The organism is Nitrospira sp. Ecomares 2.1 (assembly GCF_965152585.1).
Genome location: NZ_OZ224219.1, coordinates 4155985 through 4174243, shown reverse-complemented (window position 1 = coordinate 4174243; position 18259 = coordinate 4155985). Strand labels below are relative to the sequence as shown.

The 18259-nt window shown below is 50.4% G+C and carries 17 protein-coding genes and 1 pseudogene; 15 read left to right on the top strand and 3 right to left on the bottom strand.

The window, feature by feature from the left end; translation table 11 throughout:
- The first annotated feature begins 84 nt into the window (after nucleotides 1-84).
- From ACWHYD_RS18460 to ACWHYD_RS18435, 6 genes are all read left to right on the top strand, one after another.
- Nucleotides 85-2439: a hypothetical protein gene (locus ACWHYD_RS18460; RefSeq protein ID WP_447963479.1), complete on the top strand. Its 2355-nt coding sequence runs from the start codon at nucleotides 85-87 to the stop codon at nucleotides 2437-2439.
- A gap of 500 nt (nucleotides 2440-2939) precedes the next feature.
- On the top strand, nucleotides 2940-3539 hold the full coding sequence (locus ACWHYD_RS18455; protein ID WP_447963478.1) for a hypothetical protein: 600 nt from the start codon (nucleotides 2940-2942) through the stop codon (nucleotides 3537-3539).
- 65 nt (nucleotides 3540-3604) lie between these two features.
- Complete coding sequence (locus ACWHYD_RS18450; protein WP_447963477.1) at nucleotides 3605-3910, top strand: hypothetical protein; 306 nt, start codon at nucleotides 3605-3607, stop codon at nucleotides 3908-3910.
- Nucleotides 3911-4019: 109 nt separating this feature from the next.
- Nucleotides 4020-4721, top strand: coding sequence for a ribonuclease H-like domain-containing protein (locus tag ACWHYD_RS18445; RefSeq protein WP_447963476.1), 702 nt, complete (start codon nucleotides 4020-4022; stop codon nucleotides 4719-4721).
- 66 nt (nucleotides 4722-4787) lie between these two features.
- Nucleotides 4788-5279: an FKBP-type peptidyl-prolyl cis-trans isomerase gene (locus tag ACWHYD_RS18440; protein ID WP_447963475.1), complete on the top strand. Its 492-nt coding sequence runs from the start codon at nucleotides 4788-4790 to the stop codon at nucleotides 5277-5279.
- 214 nt (nucleotides 5280-5493) lie between these two features.
- Complete coding sequence (locus ACWHYD_RS18435) at nucleotides 5494-5922, top strand: hypothetical protein (RefSeq protein ID WP_447963474.1); 429 nt, start codon at nucleotides 5494-5496, stop codon at nucleotides 5920-5922.
- Between the two features lie 104 nt (nucleotides 5923-6026).
- Here the strand turns inward: ACWHYD_RS18435 and ACWHYD_RS18430 are convergent.
- A pseudogene (locus tag ACWHYD_RS18430) lies at nucleotides 6027-6314 on the bottom strand (hypothetical protein); the annotation flags it as partial.
- Nucleotides 6315-6549: 235 nt separating this feature from the next.
- On the opposite strand from ACWHYD_RS18430, the gene ACWHYD_RS18425 reads away from it, so the two are divergent.
- Nucleotides 6550-7350: a hypothetical protein gene (locus ACWHYD_RS18425; RefSeq protein ID WP_447963473.1), complete on the top strand. Its 801-nt coding sequence runs from the start codon at nucleotides 6550-6552 to the stop codon at nucleotides 7348-7350.
- A gap of 236 nt (nucleotides 7351-7586) precedes the next feature.
- On the opposite strand, the gene recQ is transcribed toward ACWHYD_RS18425, so the two are convergent.
- Nucleotides 7587-10049 (bottom strand): DNA helicase RecQ, encoded by a 2463-nt coding sequence (gene recQ, locus ACWHYD_RS18420; protein ID WP_447963472.1) that lies wholly within the window; start codon nucleotides 10047-10049, stop codon nucleotides 7587-7589.
- Nucleotides 10050-10318: 269 nt separating this feature from the next.
- On the opposite strand from recQ, the gene ACWHYD_RS18415 reads away from it, so the two are divergent.
- From ACWHYD_RS18415 to ACWHYD_RS18405, 3 genes are all read left to right on the top strand, one after another.
- Nucleotides 10319-10750, top strand: a complete 432-nt coding sequence (locus ACWHYD_RS18415) for an STAS domain-containing protein (protein ID WP_447963471.1) — start codon at nucleotides 10319-10321, stop codon at nucleotides 10748-10750.
- Between the two features lie 439 nt (nucleotides 10751-11189).
- Nucleotides 11190-12974, top strand: a complete 1785-nt coding sequence (locus ACWHYD_RS18410; RefSeq protein WP_447963470.1) for a M24 family metallopeptidase — start codon at nucleotides 11190-11192, stop codon at nucleotides 12972-12974.
- A 55-nt stretch (nucleotides 12975-13029) separates the two neighbouring features.
- Nucleotides 13030-13341 (top strand): hypothetical protein, encoded by a 312-nt coding sequence (locus ACWHYD_RS18405; RefSeq protein WP_447963469.1) that lies wholly within the window; start codon nucleotides 13030-13032, stop codon nucleotides 13339-13341.
- 35 nt (nucleotides 13342-13376) lie between these two features.
- On the opposite strand, the gene ACWHYD_RS18400 is transcribed toward ACWHYD_RS18405, so the two are convergent.
- A complete protein-coding gene (locus ACWHYD_RS18400; protein WP_447963468.1) occupies nucleotides 13377-13580 on the bottom strand; it encodes a hypothetical protein in 204 nt (67 codons plus the stop codon).
- A 126-nt stretch (nucleotides 13581-13706) separates the two neighbouring features.
- Here ACWHYD_RS18400 and ACWHYD_RS18395 point away from each other — a divergent pair, with 126 nt between their 5' ends.
- The 5 genes from ACWHYD_RS18395 (at nucleotide 13707) to ACWHYD_RS18375 (ending at nucleotide 18205) form a co-directional block, all read left to right on the top strand.
- Nucleotides 13707-14936 (top strand): TraB/GumN family protein, encoded by a 1230-nt coding sequence (locus ACWHYD_RS18395; protein WP_447963467.1) that lies wholly within the window; start codon nucleotides 13707-13709, stop codon nucleotides 14934-14936.
- A 254-nt stretch (nucleotides 14937-15190) separates the two neighbouring features.
- Nucleotides 15191-15949 (top strand): SIMPL domain-containing protein, encoded by a 759-nt coding sequence (locus ACWHYD_RS18390; protein WP_447963466.1) that lies wholly within the window; start codon nucleotides 15191-15193, stop codon nucleotides 15947-15949.
- A 58-nt stretch (nucleotides 15950-16007) separates the two neighbouring features.
- Nucleotides 16008-16937: a CobW family GTP-binding protein gene (locus ACWHYD_RS18385; RefSeq protein ID WP_447963465.1), complete on the top strand. Its 930-nt coding sequence runs from the start codon at nucleotides 16008-16010 to the stop codon at nucleotides 16935-16937.
- A 580-nt stretch (nucleotides 16938-17517) separates the two neighbouring features.
- Nucleotides 17518-17814 (top strand): hypothetical protein, encoded by a 297-nt coding sequence (locus ACWHYD_RS18380; protein ID WP_447963464.1) that lies wholly within the window; start codon nucleotides 17518-17520, stop codon nucleotides 17812-17814.
- 220 nt (nucleotides 17815-18034) lie between these two features.
- The gene (locus tag ACWHYD_RS18375) at nucleotides 18035-18205 is read left to right on the top strand and encodes a hypothetical protein (protein ID WP_447963463.1); all 171 of its coding nucleotides are present in this window, start codon (nucleotides 18035-18037) and stop codon (nucleotides 18203-18205) included.
- Nucleotides 18206-18259 lie beyond the last annotated feature (54 nt).

Below are 18259 nucleotides of genomic sequence, written 5' to 3'. Positions count from 1 at the left end.
TAAGGTCTCAACAACTGTCGAGGAGTGCTACACAGCGTTCCCCCAAGCCCATTTTATTGCTGACTTTTAACAAGGGGGTGGACCATGAAACGAAGCCGGTGGTCTCTCATCATGATTGGTACTGGTCTGGGTATCATGGCGGGCATTCCCACTACCTCCCAAGCCTATAAAACAAGAAAAAGCGAGCGACTGATGACAATTCTAAGTCTTGTATTTCTCCTGGCGATTTTTGGTGTGAGCGAGGTGTCGGCGAATTTATGTGATCCGGTGAAGGATCTTTCGACGACTCAGGAGACCAAAGATGAGATTGAGTTTTATAAGGAACTTTTTCCCAATGCGGATTATCACGGCAGTCAGGACTATAACGGCTTTGTGCTGGAGTGTAATCGTAGGCGCGATAATAAGGGCGACGAAGTCAGAAAGATGCTTACGAATAAAGACTGGGCCGAGATGAAGAGCATCTTAAAGGAGAGCGATCTTTCACCCTATTTATTTTCGGCGAAGTATAAGTTCTTCGGCTTCGCCTGGTTTGAAATGAGCTACCTGATTTGGAAGGAGGGTGGTGTTTGGAAGATGGTGCTTCCCTATGATCCGATTATTAATGATGAGGTAAAAGACCGGATCGATTTTAATATGACTCACGCTGGAATGCTCTACGATAAGGATCAAGTCGACGAAAGCGGGAGTGGTTCGAGTAAGACGTATACTTTGAAATCAACCGCGCAGCCAATTAGCGCCACTAAATGTGCCACCACAACGTTCTTTGCTGGCAAGGAAAAGAAGTACGATGGGCAAAATGGCGTCGATGCGCATAAGCGAGACCCCGCCAATCAGCATATTAGCCTCGGAAAAATTCAATACTCCTATAAAGACGGCAAGGGCAGCTATTGGGTGATGAATGGCTGTCGGGTGAAGAAAGGTGAGCATCTCTATGTCAGCGCCAATCCCACCACCGGAGAAGTTGAAAAGATTTTGCCAGCGGATTGGGTATTAAATAATTTTGAAAAAGTGGCGGAAGAGTATTGGAGTATTCCTGATGATTTTGAATTGTACGTTCTTCTAAAAGGTCATAATGAAAATCGGCTCGACCCTTCGGTAAAAACCAAAATCAATAATCATATTAAAAATAATGATTATTTAACGATACGCTTTGGAACGAAGTTCCTTCCCGGCGCCAATCAAATGTATAAAGCGAATGCTTGGCAACCGAATAACTTTTCCACAATGACCGATGATGGAACTTATACCCACGAGGTCGGTCACGCCTTTGGTCTAGATGACGAATATGCTCAGGGCGACGCTAGTAAGAATAAAGATCATTGTGCCAATTCCCAATTTGATCAATTTGATGGCACCTCGGGGTCAACCACTTACACCATTGATGATTACACCATGTGTAATGGTTATGGGACACAAACCAATACCATTTATCATTATATAGCGGTCACCCGCTATATCTTAGGAGAAACCTGTAAGGAGGATCAGGATTGCGGGGCCGGTCGGTATTGCAATAAACGCTTGGGACTCAACCGCTGCTTAGCGGACGGAACAAAAGGTGTCAATCAGAGCTGTATTAAAGACAAGGAATGTCGGTCCGGCAAGTGCGAGAAAGATACCTGTGTGTGTAAGAGTGACGGCGACTGTCCCAATGGCCAAGCCTGTTATACCCCAATCGGGAAAGCCAACTATTGCGCAAGTACGAGCAAGGCCCTTGGGGCCAGTTGTTCTAAAAATAGCCAATGCGCCTCGGACAAATGCCAACAAGACCACTGCGTGTGTAAGGGGGATGGTGACTGTCCGAACGGGCAGGCCTGCTTTACACCCGTTGGCAAAGCGAACTATTGCGCGAGTACGAGTAAGGCTCTGGGAGCTACATGTTCCAAGAATAGTGAATGTGCGTCGGACAAATGCCAACAGGATAAGTGTGTGTGTAAGGGGGCCGGTGACTGTCCCAATGGGCAAGCCTGCTATACGCCGGTTGGGAAGGCGAACTATTGCGCGAGTACGAGTAAGGCCCTGGGGGCCAGCTGTACCAAGGATAGTCAATGTGCCTCAGACAAGTGCGAACAGGACAAATGTGTATGTAAATCAAACGGCGATTGTCCCAACGGGCAAACCTGCTATACCCCGGTTGGGAAGGCGAATTATTGCGCAAGTACAAGTAAGGCCCTGGGGGCCAGCTGTACCAAGGATAGTCAATGTGCCTCAGACAAGTGCGAACAGGACAAATGTGTATGTAAATCAAACGGCGATTGTCCCAACGGGCAAAGCTGTTATACGCCGGTTGGGAAGGCGAACTATTGTGCAAGTACGAGTAGGCTCTGGGAGCCAGCTGTTCAAAGAATAGCCAATGTGCCTCGGATAAATGTGAACAAGGTGAATGTGTGTGTCAGTCGGACAATGATTGTCCAGGATCGCAGAAATGTAAAACCCCTGTGACCAAAAAGAATTACTGTACGAAATGAGGTCAACCTGCAAAGATTCTCGGCTTTGCCGGGCCGGGAGTAGTGAACCTCAGGAAGCATGGCCTGAATCCTGGTATAAGCGGGCCTGCCTTCATTCAGGATGAATTCAATGCGCCTGATTCCCTATTCCGTTGAGAAATTGTCGCACATTATCGAGTATCTGGATGGGCGTATCGTTCGTGGTGATGGTCATCCATCATCATGAACGAAAATCGGACCCGGTTGTATCACCGTCATGGTAGGAGCACACCATCCCTCTGATATAATCAGAATAGCGGAAGAGGATCGCTTAGGTCGGTGCCCGCGGGCTGTTTTAGGGTAATACTTACTTTGAGCGCCAGAGGAAGCCGGGAGACCACTTTTTCGGTATGTGGTTCATGTGATTTCGTTCACACAGAAGGAAAGTAGTCCTGTTTGGAGGTCAAAACTTTCTTTTCAGACCGATTGATAAAAACCACGAGAGACTATCTGGTCATGAAAGAAATAAGAACCCTGATGTTAGTCCTCGGAATAGCCTTTCCTTTCCTGGGATGTGCCACGAATATGGCACCTTTGCCCGCAAATCTTTCAGTTGATCAAACAATCGTGTTTGGGAAAGTTCAAGCGAGTCTCACCGGACCTACGACGCGATGGTATACTCCGCAGATTCGATTTTTTGAGCTCATGAATCTCACGACAAAAGAATGGTTTCGGGTGGATATCGAATCTGCCGATTCTCCATTTTTTCTCGCACTGCCGCCAGGCGAATATGAGTTGGTGCGACTCCAGATCAATGAAGGAGCTTTTCGATCTATGGCTCAATTGAATTCGACCTTCGAGGTGAGTAGGGGGGGACTGAATTATCTGGGAATATGGGAAGTGAAAATTCACCCACCGACGTATCTTCGGTTGGTCGATGTTTCCGTGGAAACTGATCTAGAGGATGCAAAAGCCCAAGTTCTTTCGCTGTATCCCGACTTAGCCGGTCTTCCTATCACCTCTCAACTCCCGACACCAAGGGATTCAGAAACGCGTCTAGTGGAAATATCTCCCTATCCTCGGGTATGGTGGTTTTGCCGCCATTTAACCTGTTAATTATGGATGTATAACAAGTGGTGGGAGAGGACATTCCTGCCGAACCTGATGATCGGAAAGTACTCGTGAGAAGATTATCATTAATTTTTTTGGCATTTTTACTAATTTTGGCCATGGGCTGCGGTCTTTACCCTCAGGCACAAATGTATGGATGGAAGGGAGTTCACCGTGAAGAGCTCATTCGGGTGATGGGGCTACCGACTAAGCAAACCGCTTTGCCTAACGGCGGACAACGGTTGGAATTTATTCAACGAATCACTCGCCATCCATTGGCAGGTGAATTGTATGGCACTTCGTATGAGTGTCATAAAACGTTTGAACTCGATGCCGAAGGTATCGTTCAACAGGCAGTTTCTGAACCGGTATGTTGACCAAAAAGCACTAACACCGCATTGTTCCAGAACACCCCAACTAACCATGTGATGGTGTGGGGTGTTTCAATCAATCACGCCATTCAGTTCAATCGTGAGGAGGGTTGCAATGCCGCGAAAATATCTGGCATTTGATATCGAAACGGCCAAAATTTTGCCTGAAAACTTCGGTGACTTACATGATCATCGGCCACTCGGCATTACCTGTATGGCGACCTGGTGTAGCGATGAACCCTCGGCTGTGACCTTTTACTCAAAAAATGCCGATGGATCTCCTGCGCCACAAATGACCAGGGCGGATGTCACTGCCTTTGTCGAGCATCTCAAAAGCAAGTTACAGGAAGGCTATACCCTCATAACCCATAATGGACTGGGATTTGATTTCGTCATTGTGGCGGAAGAATGCGGACAGGTGGATGATTGCCGTGCATTGGCGATGAACCATGTCGACATGATGTATCATTTCTTTTGCGGGAAAGGCTTCCCCATAAAGCTTAATGCGGCGGCGAAGGCCATAGGGGTGAGTAAGCCTGCTAATGTGGATGGTTCTGTGGCCCCAAGGCTATGGAAAGAGGGAGAATGTCAAACGGTACTGGACTATGTGGCACAGGATTGTCGGTTAACCTTGGACGTGGCCGAAGCCAGCGAAAAAGCCAAAAAGATCAGTTGGATAACCGGGCGAGGCACCATATCCCATTTTGAATTGCCGGGCGGATGGCTGACCGTTCAAGAAGCCTCCAAGTTACCTCTGCCTGACACGTCATGGATGGATAAGCCATGGCCGCGATCAAAGTTTATGGAATGGTGGTGAATGAGAGAAGGTGCACACGTTGCATGTGTAAGTGGTCATAGAAAAATTAGAAATAAAGGAGAGAGTATGTCTGTATTGATTGGGAAGAATTCGGTGGTCAGCGTCAATTATAAACTCACTGACGATGCCGGTAAGGTGTTGGATAGTTCAGATGGCTCAAAGCCCATGGTGTATTTGCATGGGGCGGGGAATATCATTCCCGGGTTGGAGAAGGCGCTGGCGGGTAAAGCCGAGGGAGATTCTCTGAAGGTAAGAATTGAGGCTGCTGAGGCTTATGGCGAGCTTATTGCTGACGGTATCAAGACCATCGAAAAGGCCGCGTTCGAAGGAGTCGAGGCGGTTGAAGCGGGAATGGTCTTTGAGGCCAAGGCGCCGGATGGCGCGACGCAAGAAATTGTAGTGGTGAAAGTTGACGGTGATGCCGTCACCATTGATACCAACCATCCCCTGGCCGGTGTCGCGCTCAATTTTGATATTAAAGTTGTGAGTGTGCGAGAAGCTACCAAGGAAGAACTCGAGCATGGCCATTCACATGCTGGTGATGGCCATAGTCACTAGCAGGATGTTGAAAAAGGTCGCCAGCGGCGTTCTCGGCGCTTTGTCGTGCTCACGTATTTAGCGTACGCTCCGCTCGCCTAATCACCTGCGGCCTTGCTGGACGAGCCGTTTTGAACATCCTTCAGGATTGTATTTGATTTATGGGAAACTCTAAAAAAGCAATGCAGACGGATGCGGCATTGCCGTACCGCTGCTCGACAAGGCGTTAGCCGCCATGAACCAAGACGAACGCTGGACGTACCTTGTGGCGCTAGATGATGAACTGCTCAAAGGCGGCGTTATCCTTTCGGAATGGTGTTGCTTCATCGTTCGAGAAGCCGATACTGCATTCGCCAATGGGGCAAACCTCGCGTCGATCCTCACTGCTGTTTCTGGAATCGAGACCTACCTCCGGTCCGAGCATTCGGAAACTGGGAAAGAACGCCTCGTTGAGTTGATCAATCGAGCTTCAATTGATGGTAACCTAAAAAATGACCTCCACACTTTGCGCAAATACCGCAATAAGTGGGTGCATATCGATGATCCGTGGGACGATGCGGGCCTTCTCGAACGACCGGAAGATACTGATTTCGAACTTGAACAGATGGCACTCTTCGCGGCCCACGCGTTACGAAAAACTATTTATGATAATCCGTGGGTGTAGCGTTTCTGCTAGCATACCGCTGCAGCGGGCGATGTTACACTGGGCAGGTTAGCTTGGACCTTGTGCATCAGGATCCCTAAAAAGGGCACAGCTGGATTGGGGACTTACTCAGTTACAAAGTGATAGTCCCGGTCCGATTTGTGATACCTCAGTTTTTCCCTTAAACGGCGCGGAAGAGGCCGAGTTTGGTCGTAATTGTAGAGATTGCCGAGACGTTCTTTGGGGCCGGGGAGATTTCCAAACACTGTTTTTTTAAGGCCGCTGTCATTTCTAATTCCTGCTCTGGTTTCACAGAGATGGGCGGGGTCTACCGGCTCACCGGCTTGGATGGCTTGTTCCAGATGCCCATTGATCGTACTTGCCGCTAATTCCCGTTGATTTCCGACGTGACCTACGGAAAATCCCCTTTAAATAAGATAGTATTTCTTTGTGATGGTGCTACTCGTGGGCTTCGCCTTTGACCATTGATTGAAGCATCTCCAGCCAGTATGTGCGCGACCTATGAATGGGAGAATCCCTTGTATTTATGGTTTTCGGTCGTGAGTGAAATTATTTTGCTCCGTGGTACTTTCCTTTTTTGGGTAACCAACCGATTAATTATTCATAACCACACATTTGGAGGATGTTATGAATTTAGTCGATCGAAGAAGGAGAGCATCGGTATGGCTCAGTGCAGCTTTTGTGGGTGTGTATATGTTAGGAACGAGTCAAGTCGAAGCGGCCAAGATGCCTAAAGTGGAGATTTGCCATTTTGATGCGGATGAAGGGGGTTTTAAGAAAATTTCCGTCAGTGGTAACGCAGTACCGAACCACCTGGCCAACCATGGGGACATATTCCCAGGCGAATCAAATGGTAATGGGTCGATCACCCTGGATTCCGATTGCATGGAGGGCATGGCGCCCACGCCCGTACTCGCGCGCGCATACATTGATAAGAACCGTAACGGGGTGTACGACTCGTCCGTAGACCTTGAAATCGCAAAGTTGTTAGACACCGACACAACTGCGGGACTTAGTGAGGGTGACACTATCGAATTAAGCCAATACCCCATGAACTATGACCCTTGCCCCGCTCCCCCCTCGGCAGATCCCTGTACTGATATAGGATTCTTCGCTCCCCTACTACCACTGGAGGTTCTTTCCATAGATCCCGGCAGTTCTATGAGTGGCAGTCCTATGATTGTTTCATCCGCAGGTGCCAGGTATACATGGGAGCATTCACTATCCGGCTCCCGGTTTCGGATAACGGATATACCACAGTCCACGGCTTTTGCAGATATCATTGATTCGACAGTGGCAGAGGTATTCGATCTGGTGTCCGTTTCCATGGGCGGAGAACCCAATACCGGGGTGACTGCAGCCAATCCATCTTCAAATAGTCCCCAGGATGATTATTTTATCAATGTCGAGTTCCCTCAAGTGCCGTAGGCATCTCCCATCCGCGAGGCCTTTTCTTCTAAGGAGAAAAGGCCTCGTTCGGGTCTTACCCTTCCTGTGTACCGGGATCACATTCGGTGACAACACCAACTGTTAGCGCGAAACCGTTTACCTCCTACGATATTCCCGCATACAGCGAACGTACAAACATTCTTCAGTAATCCGCTATGTGCTTGTGAATGGCACCTTCTTGAAATAACGAGTGCCTGAAAAGAGAGCGGATTTTTTTATTGATCCTTATTTCCATGAACGGCGCGGAAGAGGCGGAGCTGCCCGTAATCATAGAGATCGCCGAGGATCTCTTTGGCACCGGTGAGATTGCCATACCCTGTCTTCTCAAAAGCCTTTTTCATTTCTAATTCCTGCTCCGGTGTCCATAGTTGTGTGGAGTCTACCGGCTCACCCGCCTGGATGGCTTGTTCCAGGTGCCCATAGATGGTGCTGGTGACTAACCCGCGTTCTCTGGCGATTTGTTCGACCGAATTTCCCGATCCAAAACGGCGCAAGGTTTGATGGACGGTATCTCCAAGCGGCTTTCTTCTGGCCGGCCTGTTGGAAAAGTCAGCCAGCCGAGTTCTCGGGGCTTGGTCGTGCACGGGTATTTGGTGTGCGCTCGGGGTTTCAATTCCCCTACGTCCTTGTCCGTGGGAAAGGGCGTCTTGGCGCCCTTGGGATTGGGCTGGTGAAATTGTGGGGATTTGTGAACCGGACGTTTTTTCATAACCCTCTACATCGTGTTGGTGCCCAAATCCTTTTTGATTGCTCGCCGGGTTCTGATCCCTTAAAGAAGGGGCTGGAGAATGATTGGATTCGTTTGGAATATTTAGGGGAGCGTAATTCTCCAGATGTGCCGCAATGACGGTGAGGAACTTGGGCCCAAACTCCTCTAATTTTCGCTTTCCGACTCCACTAATCTGTAGAAATTCCTGTTCATTGGTGGGACAGTCTCGTGCCATCTGTCGCAATGCCACATCGGAAAATATGACGTAAGCGGGGACGTCAGCTTCATCGGCTAACGTTTTTCGGAGTTGGCGGAGACGAGTGAAGAGCATTTCGTCGTGACCCAGGTCCTGAAGAGACGGAGTTTTGCGCTCCGGTGTGCTCATGGGCTTGGTGAGCATGAGCGTCTTGGGGTCCTGAAGAAAATGCTGCCCCTGATCGGTGACTTCCAGCACCGTGAAGGGGTCTGCCGTTTGTTGAAGGTACCTCAGCCGGATGAGTTCCCGGCTGATGGCTGCCCATTCGGGCCGCCGATGGGCTTCCCCTTTCCCGTAGCTGGTTAGCCGGTCATGACCCCATCGGCGGATTTTCTCGGTGTTGGCTCCGGTGAGGACGGCGATGACGTGATTGAGTCCCACGCTAAATCCTCCGGATCCACGTATTTCTTCAACGCAGGTGAGCACGGTTTGTGCGGCATTTGTGCCGTCGAAGGTCTCACGGGGTGTCAGGCAGTTGTCGCATCCGCCACAGTTTTTTGATTCAACATGCTCTCCAAAATATTGGAGTAGCGTCCGACGCCGACAGGTGCCGCATTCCGCATATTGCACCATTTCCTGTAATTGCCGGTTGGCAATCTGCTGTTCCTGGAAGTTGGGTTTCTCATTGATGAAGCGTTGCTGCTTGACCGTATCCCCGGCGCTAAAGAGCAGGACGCACTCGCTTGGCAGGCCATCGCGCCCGGCGCGGCCGGTCTCCTGATAATAACTTTCGAGATTTTTTGGCAAATCGTAGTGAATGACAAATCGCACGTTGGGTTTGTTGATTCCCATGCCGAAGGCAATGGTGGCACAGATGACCTGGATTTCATCCCGCAGGAATAATTCCTGATGCCGTGTGCGCTCCTCGGCACTCAGGCCTGCATGATAGGGCTGTGCGTTGATGCCATGGTCCTGTAATCGCTCCGCCACACTTTCCGTGGTTTTTCGGCTTTGGCAGTAGAGAATTCCGCAGTCCTTGGGGCGTGTCCGGAGAAATGCCAGAACCTGTCCAAACGGGTTGTCCTTAGGCTGCACCTGATAAGTCAGATTGGGACGGTTGAAACTGGCGACATAGCATGCCGGATTCCGCAATCGCAGGAGGGTCACGATGTCTTTTTGCACTCGCGCCGTGGCGGTGGCGGTGAGTGCGATGATTGGAAGGGCAGGGACCTGATCTCGTAGTTCCACGAGCCGCCGGTATTCCGGCCGGAAGTCGTGCCCCCATTCACTGATGCAATGGGCTTCATCAATGGCCAGCAGATTGACCTGAAAATTCCGGATCAGGTTGAGGTACCCGGGGAGCATGAGCCGTTCCGGTGCCATGTAGAGCAGTCGGTAGTCGCCTTGGTACAACCCCCGCAAGCGGGCCTGGGATTCCTGCGCGGTGAGAGTGGAGTTGAGATAGGTCGCGGCAATGCCATTGGCCCGGAGCCCATCGACCTGGTCTTTCATCAGGGCAATGAGCGGTGAGACGACGATGGTGAGGCCTGAGCGGGCCAGTGCCGGCAACTGAAAGCACAGGGACTTTCCTCCTCCCGTGGGTAACAGGGCTACGACGTCGCGTTCGGCCAGGACATCCCGAATGATCTCTTCCTGTAGGGGTCGAAAGGCGGTGAAGCCAAAATGTTCCTTTAGCAGAGAGAGAAGGGGAGGTTGTGTTGAGGTGGGCAGGTGTGGGGAATCCGTCTGTTGAGGGAATAGGTTACTTTTCACAATTGAAGTTGTCGCAAATGTTGGAAATGTTAATGAATCGTCTTGATAGAGCTATTGTGGTTGGCCGTGAGGGTCATCTTGTGGAGGGAGATCCTCCACTGACATTAGGTGGCTTCCTCATTTCCCACTCCGATCTATTTCCTTCGGCTCAGGCGCAATGTTCAGATTTTTTCTTAATTTCTTGGTCATTTCGGCATGTTGTTCTTTGTCAGTGGGCGTCTCAGGATCCGCCATCTTGCTCTTTCCATCAAGAGGCTGTCTACCTGTGTATGCACAAGATCCTCGACATCATGAGGAAATCTGGGGCATTCAGCAAGAATCGCTGGAAATTGCCGAAAAGAACCAAGAAACCTTTTGGTGCCATGATGTATGTAGCCGAACGAATGCAAGATACAACCCTTGTCTTGATGATTTCAGGACGAGTGACCGTGTACTCCAGGAAAGTCTTCCAGGGGATGGTGAAGGCGGCCAGATTCTCTGGTGCCAAGCATATCATTTTCAATATGCAGGGCGTCACCTTCATGGACAGCATTGCCTTGGGTGGGTTGGTGCTCGCCTACCTGGACTTGAATGAGAATCATATGGCCATGAGCGTCGTGGAGCCTCAACATCCGGTCAAAACCTTATTCGAAGACGCAAATTTTCCCGATCTGATTCCGACGTATCCCACCGAAGAGACTGCCTTGCAAGCCATCCAATAGTGGTCTGTTGAAAAAAGCCGCCAACTGCGTTTTCGCCATTTTTCCGGGCTCACTTACTCCGTGTACGCTCCGTGCACAAAACAAAAATGGCTGTGGCCTTGCTGGACGGATTTTTTTGAACCAATCCAAGGCCTCTGGCCTTCAAAGTTGCCATGGGGATTTTTGCACATGGAGAACAGTATGATTCAACACTCCCAATAGATTTACGGGTGCGCTTCCCTTTTTCATCGTTTAAAATGAGGTAAGTCAAATTTCCCTACTAAGGCGCGAACATGTCGACCCGGCGCATATCCGAGACGATTCGGGATGTGTACAGATGTGGTGTCTTCCGGGAATGTGTGCTTTTACAATCGGCAGATCATGGCGAATGTGTTATCCTCCCGTGGATTTGCTAGGGAACAAGTAGAACCTGAATTCTGAGAATAATAGGAATGTTGTGATGGCATATGAACATCTTCTCGCGCTACGAGCGGAGCTGCTCCGTGAACAATTAACCGGTTTTGTGGTGCCCCATACGGATGAATATCAAAATGAATATCTGCCTCCATGCGCCGAGCGGCTTGCCTGGCTAACCGGATTTACCGGTTCGGCGGGGACGGCGATTGTCCTGCGGGATGAAGCCGCAATGTTTGTGGATGGCCGGTATACGCTTCAGGTGGCTGACCAGGTTGATGAGAAAAGCTTTTCGCTTCACAATAGTGGAGACACTTCACCACATGAATGGTTAGCACTTCGGGTGACACCAACGGATCGAATCGGCTATGACCCCTGGCTTCATACTCCGCAGGATCTCGAACGGTTTCAGACAGCAACCGAACGAGTGGGTGCACATCTCGTCCCCTGTGTATCGAATCCTATTGATGCGGTCTGGCATGACCGGCCTCAACAACCCTCAGGTGTGATCAAGCCTCATCTGCTGGAGTTTTCCGGGCAAAGCTCCCAGGCAAAGCGTGAGATATTTGGCAGGAGGTTCTCGGAAGGCGGGATCGATGCGGCCATCATCACCGCGCCCGATTCCATTGCCTGGTTGTTGAACATTCGCGGCTCGGATGTGCCGCATACTCCGCTACCATTATGCCGGGCAATTTTTTACACCACGGGGCGGGTCGCCCTATTTGTCGATCCGAAAAAAATCACACCGGGCTTGCAAGCGCATTTGGGTCCGGACATTTCCTTGGCATTGCCGGAAGAATTTGAAGTCGCTTTACAACAGTTAGGAACCCATGGAAATCGAGTGCTGTGTGATCCGGCCAAGACCAATTCCTGGATTTTTACCACATTAACTCAGAGCGGGGCTGTTCTATTACAAAAAGATGATCCCTGTGTGCTGCCAAAGGCCTGTAAGAATCATGTGGAAATTGCCGGGGCGTATGCCGCGCATCAGCGGGATGGAGTGGCCATGTGTCAATTTCTGGCGTGGCTGGCCCGGGAAGGATCCAAGGGACAGGTGACCGAGTTAGAAGCCGTGGACTATCTTGATGCCTGTCGTCGAAAGCAGGCGATGTGGGAGGATTGCAGCTTTCCGACCATTTCTGGTGCGGGGTCAAATGGTGCCATTGTGCATTATCACTCGACCCGGGAGACGAATCGGTGCCTGGAGCCCGGGACATTGTACTTGGTGGATTCCGGCGGGCAGTATTTGGACGGAACGACGGATATCACACGAACACTCGCGATTGGACGCCCTTCGGACGAACATCGTGATCGTTATACTCGCGTGTTACAAGGCCATATTGCTCTGGCCACGGCTAGATTTCCGGAAGGCACAACAGGCAGTCAATTAGATGTGTTGGCACGTGCGCCCCTATGGGCAATGGGGTTGGATTACGATCACGGGACAGGCCACGGAGTTGGGAGCTTTTTAGGAGTCCATGAAGGCCCGCAACGGATCGGGAAAGCTGCCAATGCGGTTGCCCTGAAGCCGGGGATGATTGTGTCAAATGAGCCGGGCTATTACAAAACCGGGGCCTATGGGATTCGCCTGGAAAACCTCGTGACGGTGGTGAAAGATGAGTCCTCCCAGAACTCAACGCGGTCATTCCTTGGCTTTGATACGCTGACGATCGTACCATTTGAGCGGGCCCTTATTGCCACGGAGGTGTTATCGCTTAAGGAACGCCAATGGGTCGATACCTATCATGCCCGGGTGTGGGCGGATCTCCAATCCCTTGTGGATACCGATACGCGTGTCTGGTTGGAGCAGGCGACGCAACCGCTCAACTAGTCCGTCTCTTCGCCCGAGACCATTCGAACTATAATCAAATCGGAGCTAACGATACATGACACCACAAAAAACGAATGAAGAAATCACTGAAGCCATTAAAACTCAAATGGGTAAAAATCCAGAGATTACGAATGTGATCGTGAAGGGCCATCTGCTTCAACTGCATGTGACCCAAGGGCTATTTCATCGCTTGTCGGCCGATCGCGAGCGAGGTCGGAAAATTGTCCTGGTCCTCATGGAACAGATGAAGCAACTGACCGGATTAACGGATGTTGCAGTGTGGGTCTATTCAGAGAACGAGAAAGTGATTGAGGGAACCGTCAAAGCCTTTGGCGGGGATAATGTGAATTTCCTGTTTGACTTGTAAGTTTTACAAGAGAACTCCAGGGAAAGGGACGTGCCCTATTCCTGATAGGTGCCCTTCGGCCAGGAGTCCAGACTAGGAGGAAGTCCGGTTTTCCAAGATCCCACACGTTTCCCACCGAGACCAATTTGACAGGACCACACTCCGTTCGGCGTATGGTTAATCCGCCATCGTCCTCCATCGGCACTGATCCACATCCAGACCGGGGAACGTCGAACGGGCCGTTTAGATTCGGATGGCACTTAAACCTCCTTGTCGGCGTGCTGAATGGGACTTTTGTGGGAGTTGAAGTCAATATTACCGAGAGTATTGTGATCGATTGCTATGAGGCTTGACAAGTTCCTTGCCGGATATGTCATGGTGTGCCCATGAAAAATTCAGATTATCCCTCATCAGCTATTGTGCCGGAATTATCCACAGGCTTGGTGGGGCAGTACGAAGCGGATGTTCTGTGTCTGTCCGTATATGGGAAGACCGTGATCCTGATTGGCACGGCGCATGTGTCACAAGAATCAGTGGATTTAGTCAAACTCGTCATTGAACAGGAGCATCCTGATCGTGTCTGTGTAGAATTGGATACGAAGCGTTTTGAAGCCATCTCACATCCCAACCGGTGGGAATCGTTAGACCTCAAAGAAATCATCCACAAGCAGCAGCTCAGTACGCTGATGGTCAATCTTATTTTGTCTTCCTTTCAAAAGCGGCTGGGCGATAAATTGGGCGTTATTCCAGGCACGGAAATGCTGGAGGCCATTCGTATGGCCGACAAACATGGCATTCCCGTGACCCTTGCTGACCGGGACGTGCGCGTGACGATGCGTCGGGCCTGGCGCAATACCCCAATGTGGCGAAAAAGTCTCTTAATGTCCTCCCTCATGCTGAGCATCTTCGACACCACTGAAGTCTCCGAAGAGGAGATTCGGAATCTCAAAAAGCAGGATGTGCTTTCAGAAATGATGAAGGATTTAGGGAAAGAAGTGCCGACGCTCAAAACCGTGCTCATTGACGAGCGGGATCATTATTTGGCCAAAAAAATTGTCGATGCGCCTGGGACCCGGATTGTTGCCGTGGTTGGCGCCGGGCATGTGGAAGGGATTTGCCGAACATTGAACGAACGGGAGACGGTGGTCTTGGAGGAGCTGGAAAGTATTCCGCCTGTCTCTCCTGTGTGGAAAGCCGTGGGTTGGAGTATCCCTGTGTTGATTGTGGGGTCAATTGCCTGGATTGGATGGGAAAAAGGTTTAAGTGCTGCCGGAGACAATTTGTTGTTTTGGATTTTGGCCAATGGTATTCCCAGCGGGATTGGCGGGTTGTTAGCTATGGCTCATCCGCTCACCATTGTCGCCGCATTTTTCTCGGCACCGTTTACCAGCCTCACCCCGGTTATTGGAGTCGGGTATGTGACGGCGTTTGTCCAGGCTTATTTGCAACCGCCATTGGTGCGGGAGTTTCAAACCGTAGCAGAGGATATCGCCATTCCACGCAAATGGTGGAAGAGTCGACTCCTGCGTGTGTTCTTAGCGTTTCTCCTGCCCACGATTGGAAGTCTCATCGGCACCTGGGTGGGAGGCACGCGTATTGTGTCTAATTTGTTTTGATCAGGAGCAAATTAAAGCCAAGCACAGAGAGGCTAGGACTGGGGCGCGGCGACTTTAGACGTGTGCTGGAAAATACATTTCGGGCAGGTATAGTGAATAAAGCGACCATCGCCAACGAGACGTTTCAGCATAGACGTTTGACACCAGGTGCAGAGACGGTCCGGCAGATCTGATGTAGAAGGTGTCAAGGGAGGCATGGAATCCGTGTTAGTCATAATAGGGGTCATTCTCAAAAACATACAGGGGGTTTGTCAATGTTTAGGGCTATGAATGCCACAAAAATATTGAAGGGTATGGTGCTGGGGGTTGTGCTGTTGCTTCCGGCATCCGGGTGGTCCGAAACGAATGATGAGGATCTTCCACGATTAACTGTTTCCGCAGAGGGAACGATCAATGTGCCTCCCGATAAAGCGGTATTAAGTTTTGCGGTTGAAACAGTCGGGGAAAAGTTGTCCGATGTTCAACAAGGAAACCAGGAGCGTGTGGCGAAGGTCTTGGAGGAATGCCGACGGTTTAATATCCCCTCTGAGTTCATTCAAACCACGTCCCTGAATGTGATTCCTGAATATCCGCCACCTCCGCGGCGTCAAGCGGATGGAACCTTGGAGAACAATGTTCCCCGAATCATTGGCTATCGTGTTGTCCACCAGGTCAATGTGGAAGTACGTAACCTGGAGATTGTGGGGAAGGTCGTTGACCGAGTTTTACACGTTGGGGCCAACAAATTTTCAGGCATCGCCTGGGGCTTGCAAAACGAACAACCCACAAAACTTGAAGTCTTGAAACAGGCTTCTGCCAAAGCCCAAGCCAAGGCTGAAGCGTTGGCTCAGGCTTTGAATCTCAAGTTGGTTCGTATGATCAATGTTTCGGAAGGTGGAAATTCCCCATCCCCTTCTGAGGGTCGATATCGCATGGCGATGGCCATGGATAGCGGCGGAGATGCCTCGGTGTCGGCAGGAGAAATCTCCATACGTGGTTCCGTCCTCTTGGTGTATGAAATCAGCCAGAAGTAATCAATCCTTTTTTATCAGTCTTGTATCCCCCGTCCTTGTCCTCATGAGCATTCCCTTCATGAACAATGAAAAGCCAGAAACTGAGGCAGAAACTGAAAAAGCCGGAACGGATCTTGGGGTTCCGGCACTGGTGGTGTCCGGCTTCCTGGGGGCGGGTAAGACGACTCTTGTCAAACATTTGATTGCTGATGCTCAACGACAGGGTCTGAAGTTGGCTGTGATCTCCAATGAATTTGGTGAATTAGGCATTGATCGAGCCCTGCTTCAAGAAGAAGGCGGTCCGGGATATGTGGAGCTTGAAGGCGGGTGTGTGTGTTGCCAGCTTTCCGGTGAGTTGCTCAACACCCTGCAGAATCTGTGGGAAACCATTCATCCGGATCGGGTCGTCGTGGAAACATCCGGTGTAGCATTACCCTTCGAAACGCTTCTGACGTTTTGGCGCGAGCCAGTCACTGAGTGGGTAGGGGAAAGTTTAGCCGTGGTGGTCGTCAATGCCGAACAAGTGGCCCAAGGGCGGGATTTGGAAGGCACGTTTGAGCAACAGGTATCTTCGGCAGATTTGTTGGTCATCAATAAAGTCGATTTAGTTCCATCAGATTCCTTCGGTCGTTTGGAAGATCTTCTCCATGATATGGCCCCTGGCGCTCCGGTGATTCGAAGCATTCAGGGTGAAATCGATACGACGATTGTTTTTCCTTCCATTCCTGCGGCAAAAACTTCATCCAACGCTCAACGAAAGCCCGAACTCCTACCTCACACCCATGAGGAATTTGAGGCGGAGGAACTCTCCTTTCCCGACAACATCACGCCCGAACAGCTCCTTAAACAACTTCAACCACTCAACACTCTTCGCATAAAAGGCATCGTGAACACGTCAGAAGGGCCGACGCTTGTCCAAGGCGTTGGTCCCCGGATTGATCTCAGTGCCCCTCCCTCACAATTTCCTCAAGAAATGCTTGGCCGTCTGGTCGTTATCCGCCGAAAATAGAGACTTCGGCCTTGCCAATCTCTCCACAAATCGGGTTCTCATTCATGCAGGACTTGTGGAAATCATCAACTTTTATTGTCGACTACCCAAAAAACACACATGGTGTTGTCTTGACACCCTTCTATTTAGGGTATAGCGTGAGTGTATGACGTATGAATCTACGTTGACTCTCCTATCCCTCGCGCTTCAGCATTCCTTCCTGCGCGTCTGATTCCTCTGTCTCCGCAAGCCTACGCCTATACTCTTCTCATCAATCGGTGCCGCCAAACGGTTTCGATTGTAACGCTGGTCGTCAGATCAGGTTCCGGGAGAGTTCATTCCTGACCCTGCGGTCTCAGGAAAGAGGTGAACATCATGTATCCATTAGAAGCTCTTTTAGGCCTCATGTTTGTCTTTTGGGGTGCGGCCATTTATGCGTCCTTCATCGAGAGGCCAACACCTGCTGTGTAGGGATCTGCCATCGCGGGAGTAAGCAACCTTACTTTCTAGGCAGGTTGTCAATCTTGTTTGCCACGTCACATGGACCCATGTGACGTGGTGGGCACTTTTTTACCTTTTTTTTAAGAAGGAAAGAATAACCATGAAACACACTCTATTGATGAAACGCACCATTCTTGTTGCCTCCATGGCACTCATCCCTTTGATTCTGACGGGACTGACTTTAGCCGCCCCACAAGTAACAGAACCGATGTCTTCTGCCGAGGCACAGGCTCAAGGTCTCACGCAAATTGCGGTTGGAAGTGCCCAGGACACATTAAAAGCCTGTCTGGGAAGAATTCCCCAGGATGCCAGTAGCGGGCAACTGATGTTGGCGAAAGAAAGCTGCCAACAAGTTGAGACTGTCCGGACAATTAATCAGCAGTCACTGACTTTCTGAGGACCAATCCGGGTGCCCCTGCTTGTTGTTGCCCCGGGAGTCTTCCTGATGAATCTCACGACTGGCTCGGAGCAGTGAAGTTGAATCCCTGTCGCTGTTGAGTATGGCTCTTTCGCCTCACCGTTTCCCTCGGAAGGGAAGGGTGAGGTGAGGGCGTCCAACAGAAAATCCCCCCGCCTCATATCTACACTTTTCTGAGAATTTTAAATGGAGGTGAAACATGGAACTGGTCATGTCGGTCTTTGTCGGGATCGTCATGGGTTTGGTCGGCCTGGCGTTGATTCCAGTATTAGTGGTCGGAACCTGGTGGGTGATCATGACTGTCATCTTTGGGTTGTCTGACGGGATCATATGGCTTCTTGATCGTAAATGGCGGGCTTCCGCACCGTGAAAGGTATTTTAAAGCAGTTGACCATTTTTTTATATGAAATTTCATCAAGAATCC

What these genes read in the sequence shown, in the direction of transcription:
- ACWHYD_RS18460 (WP_447963479.1), top strand. Translation starts at nt 85, where the DNA reads ATGAAACGAAGCCGGTGGTCTCTCATCATGATTGGTACTGGTCTGGGT.
- ACWHYD_RS18455 (WP_447963478.1), top strand. Translation starts at nt 2,940, where the DNA reads ATGAAAGAAATAAGAACCCTGATGTTAGTCCTCGGAATAGCCTTTCCT.
- ACWHYD_RS18445 (WP_447963476.1), top strand. Translation starts at nt 4,020, where the DNA reads ATGCCGCGAAAATATCTGGCATTTGATATCGAAACGGCCAAAATTTTG.
- ACWHYD_RS18440 (WP_447963475.1), top strand. Translation starts at nt 4,788, where the DNA reads ATGTCTGTATTGATTGGGAAGAATTCGGTGGTCAGCGTCAATTATAAA.
- ACWHYD_RS18435 (WP_447963474.1), top strand. Translation starts at nt 5,494, where the DNA reads ATGAACCAAGACGAACGCTGGACGTACCTTGTGGCGCTAGATGATGAA.
- ACWHYD_RS18425 (WP_447963473.1), top strand. Translation starts at nt 6,550, where the DNA reads ATGAATTTAGTCGATCGAAGAAGGAGAGCATCGGTATGGCTCAGTGCA.
- ACWHYD_RS18415 (WP_447963471.1), top strand. Translation starts at nt 10,319, where the DNA reads ATGCACAAGATCCTCGACATCATGAGGAAATCTGGGGCATTCAGCAAG.
- ACWHYD_RS18410 (WP_447963470.1), top strand. Translation starts at nt 11,190, where the DNA reads ATGGCATATGAACATCTTCTCGCGCTACGAGCGGAGCTGCTCCGTGAA.
- ACWHYD_RS18405 (WP_447963469.1), top strand. Translation starts at nt 13,030, where the DNA reads ATGACACCACAAAAAACGAATGAAGAAATCACTGAAGCCATTAAAACT.
- ACWHYD_RS18395 (WP_447963467.1), top strand. Translation starts at nt 13,707, where the DNA reads ATGAAAAATTCAGATTATCCCTCATCAGCTATTGTGCCGGAATTATCC.
- ACWHYD_RS18390 (WP_447963466.1), top strand. Translation starts at nt 15,191, where the DNA reads ATGTTTAGGGCTATGAATGCCACAAAAATATTGAAGGGTATGGTGCTG.
- ACWHYD_RS18385 (WP_447963465.1), top strand. Translation starts at nt 16,008, where the DNA reads ATGAACAATGAAAAGCCAGAAACTGAGGCAGAAACTGAAAAAGCCGGA.
- ACWHYD_RS18380 (WP_447963464.1), top strand. Translation starts at nt 17,518, where the DNA reads ATGAAACACACTCTATTGATGAAACGCACCATTCTTGTTGCCTCCATG.
- ACWHYD_RS18375 (WP_447963463.1), top strand. Translation starts at nt 18,035, where the DNA reads ATGGAACTGGTCATGTCGGTCTTTGTCGGGATCGTCATGGGTTTGGTC.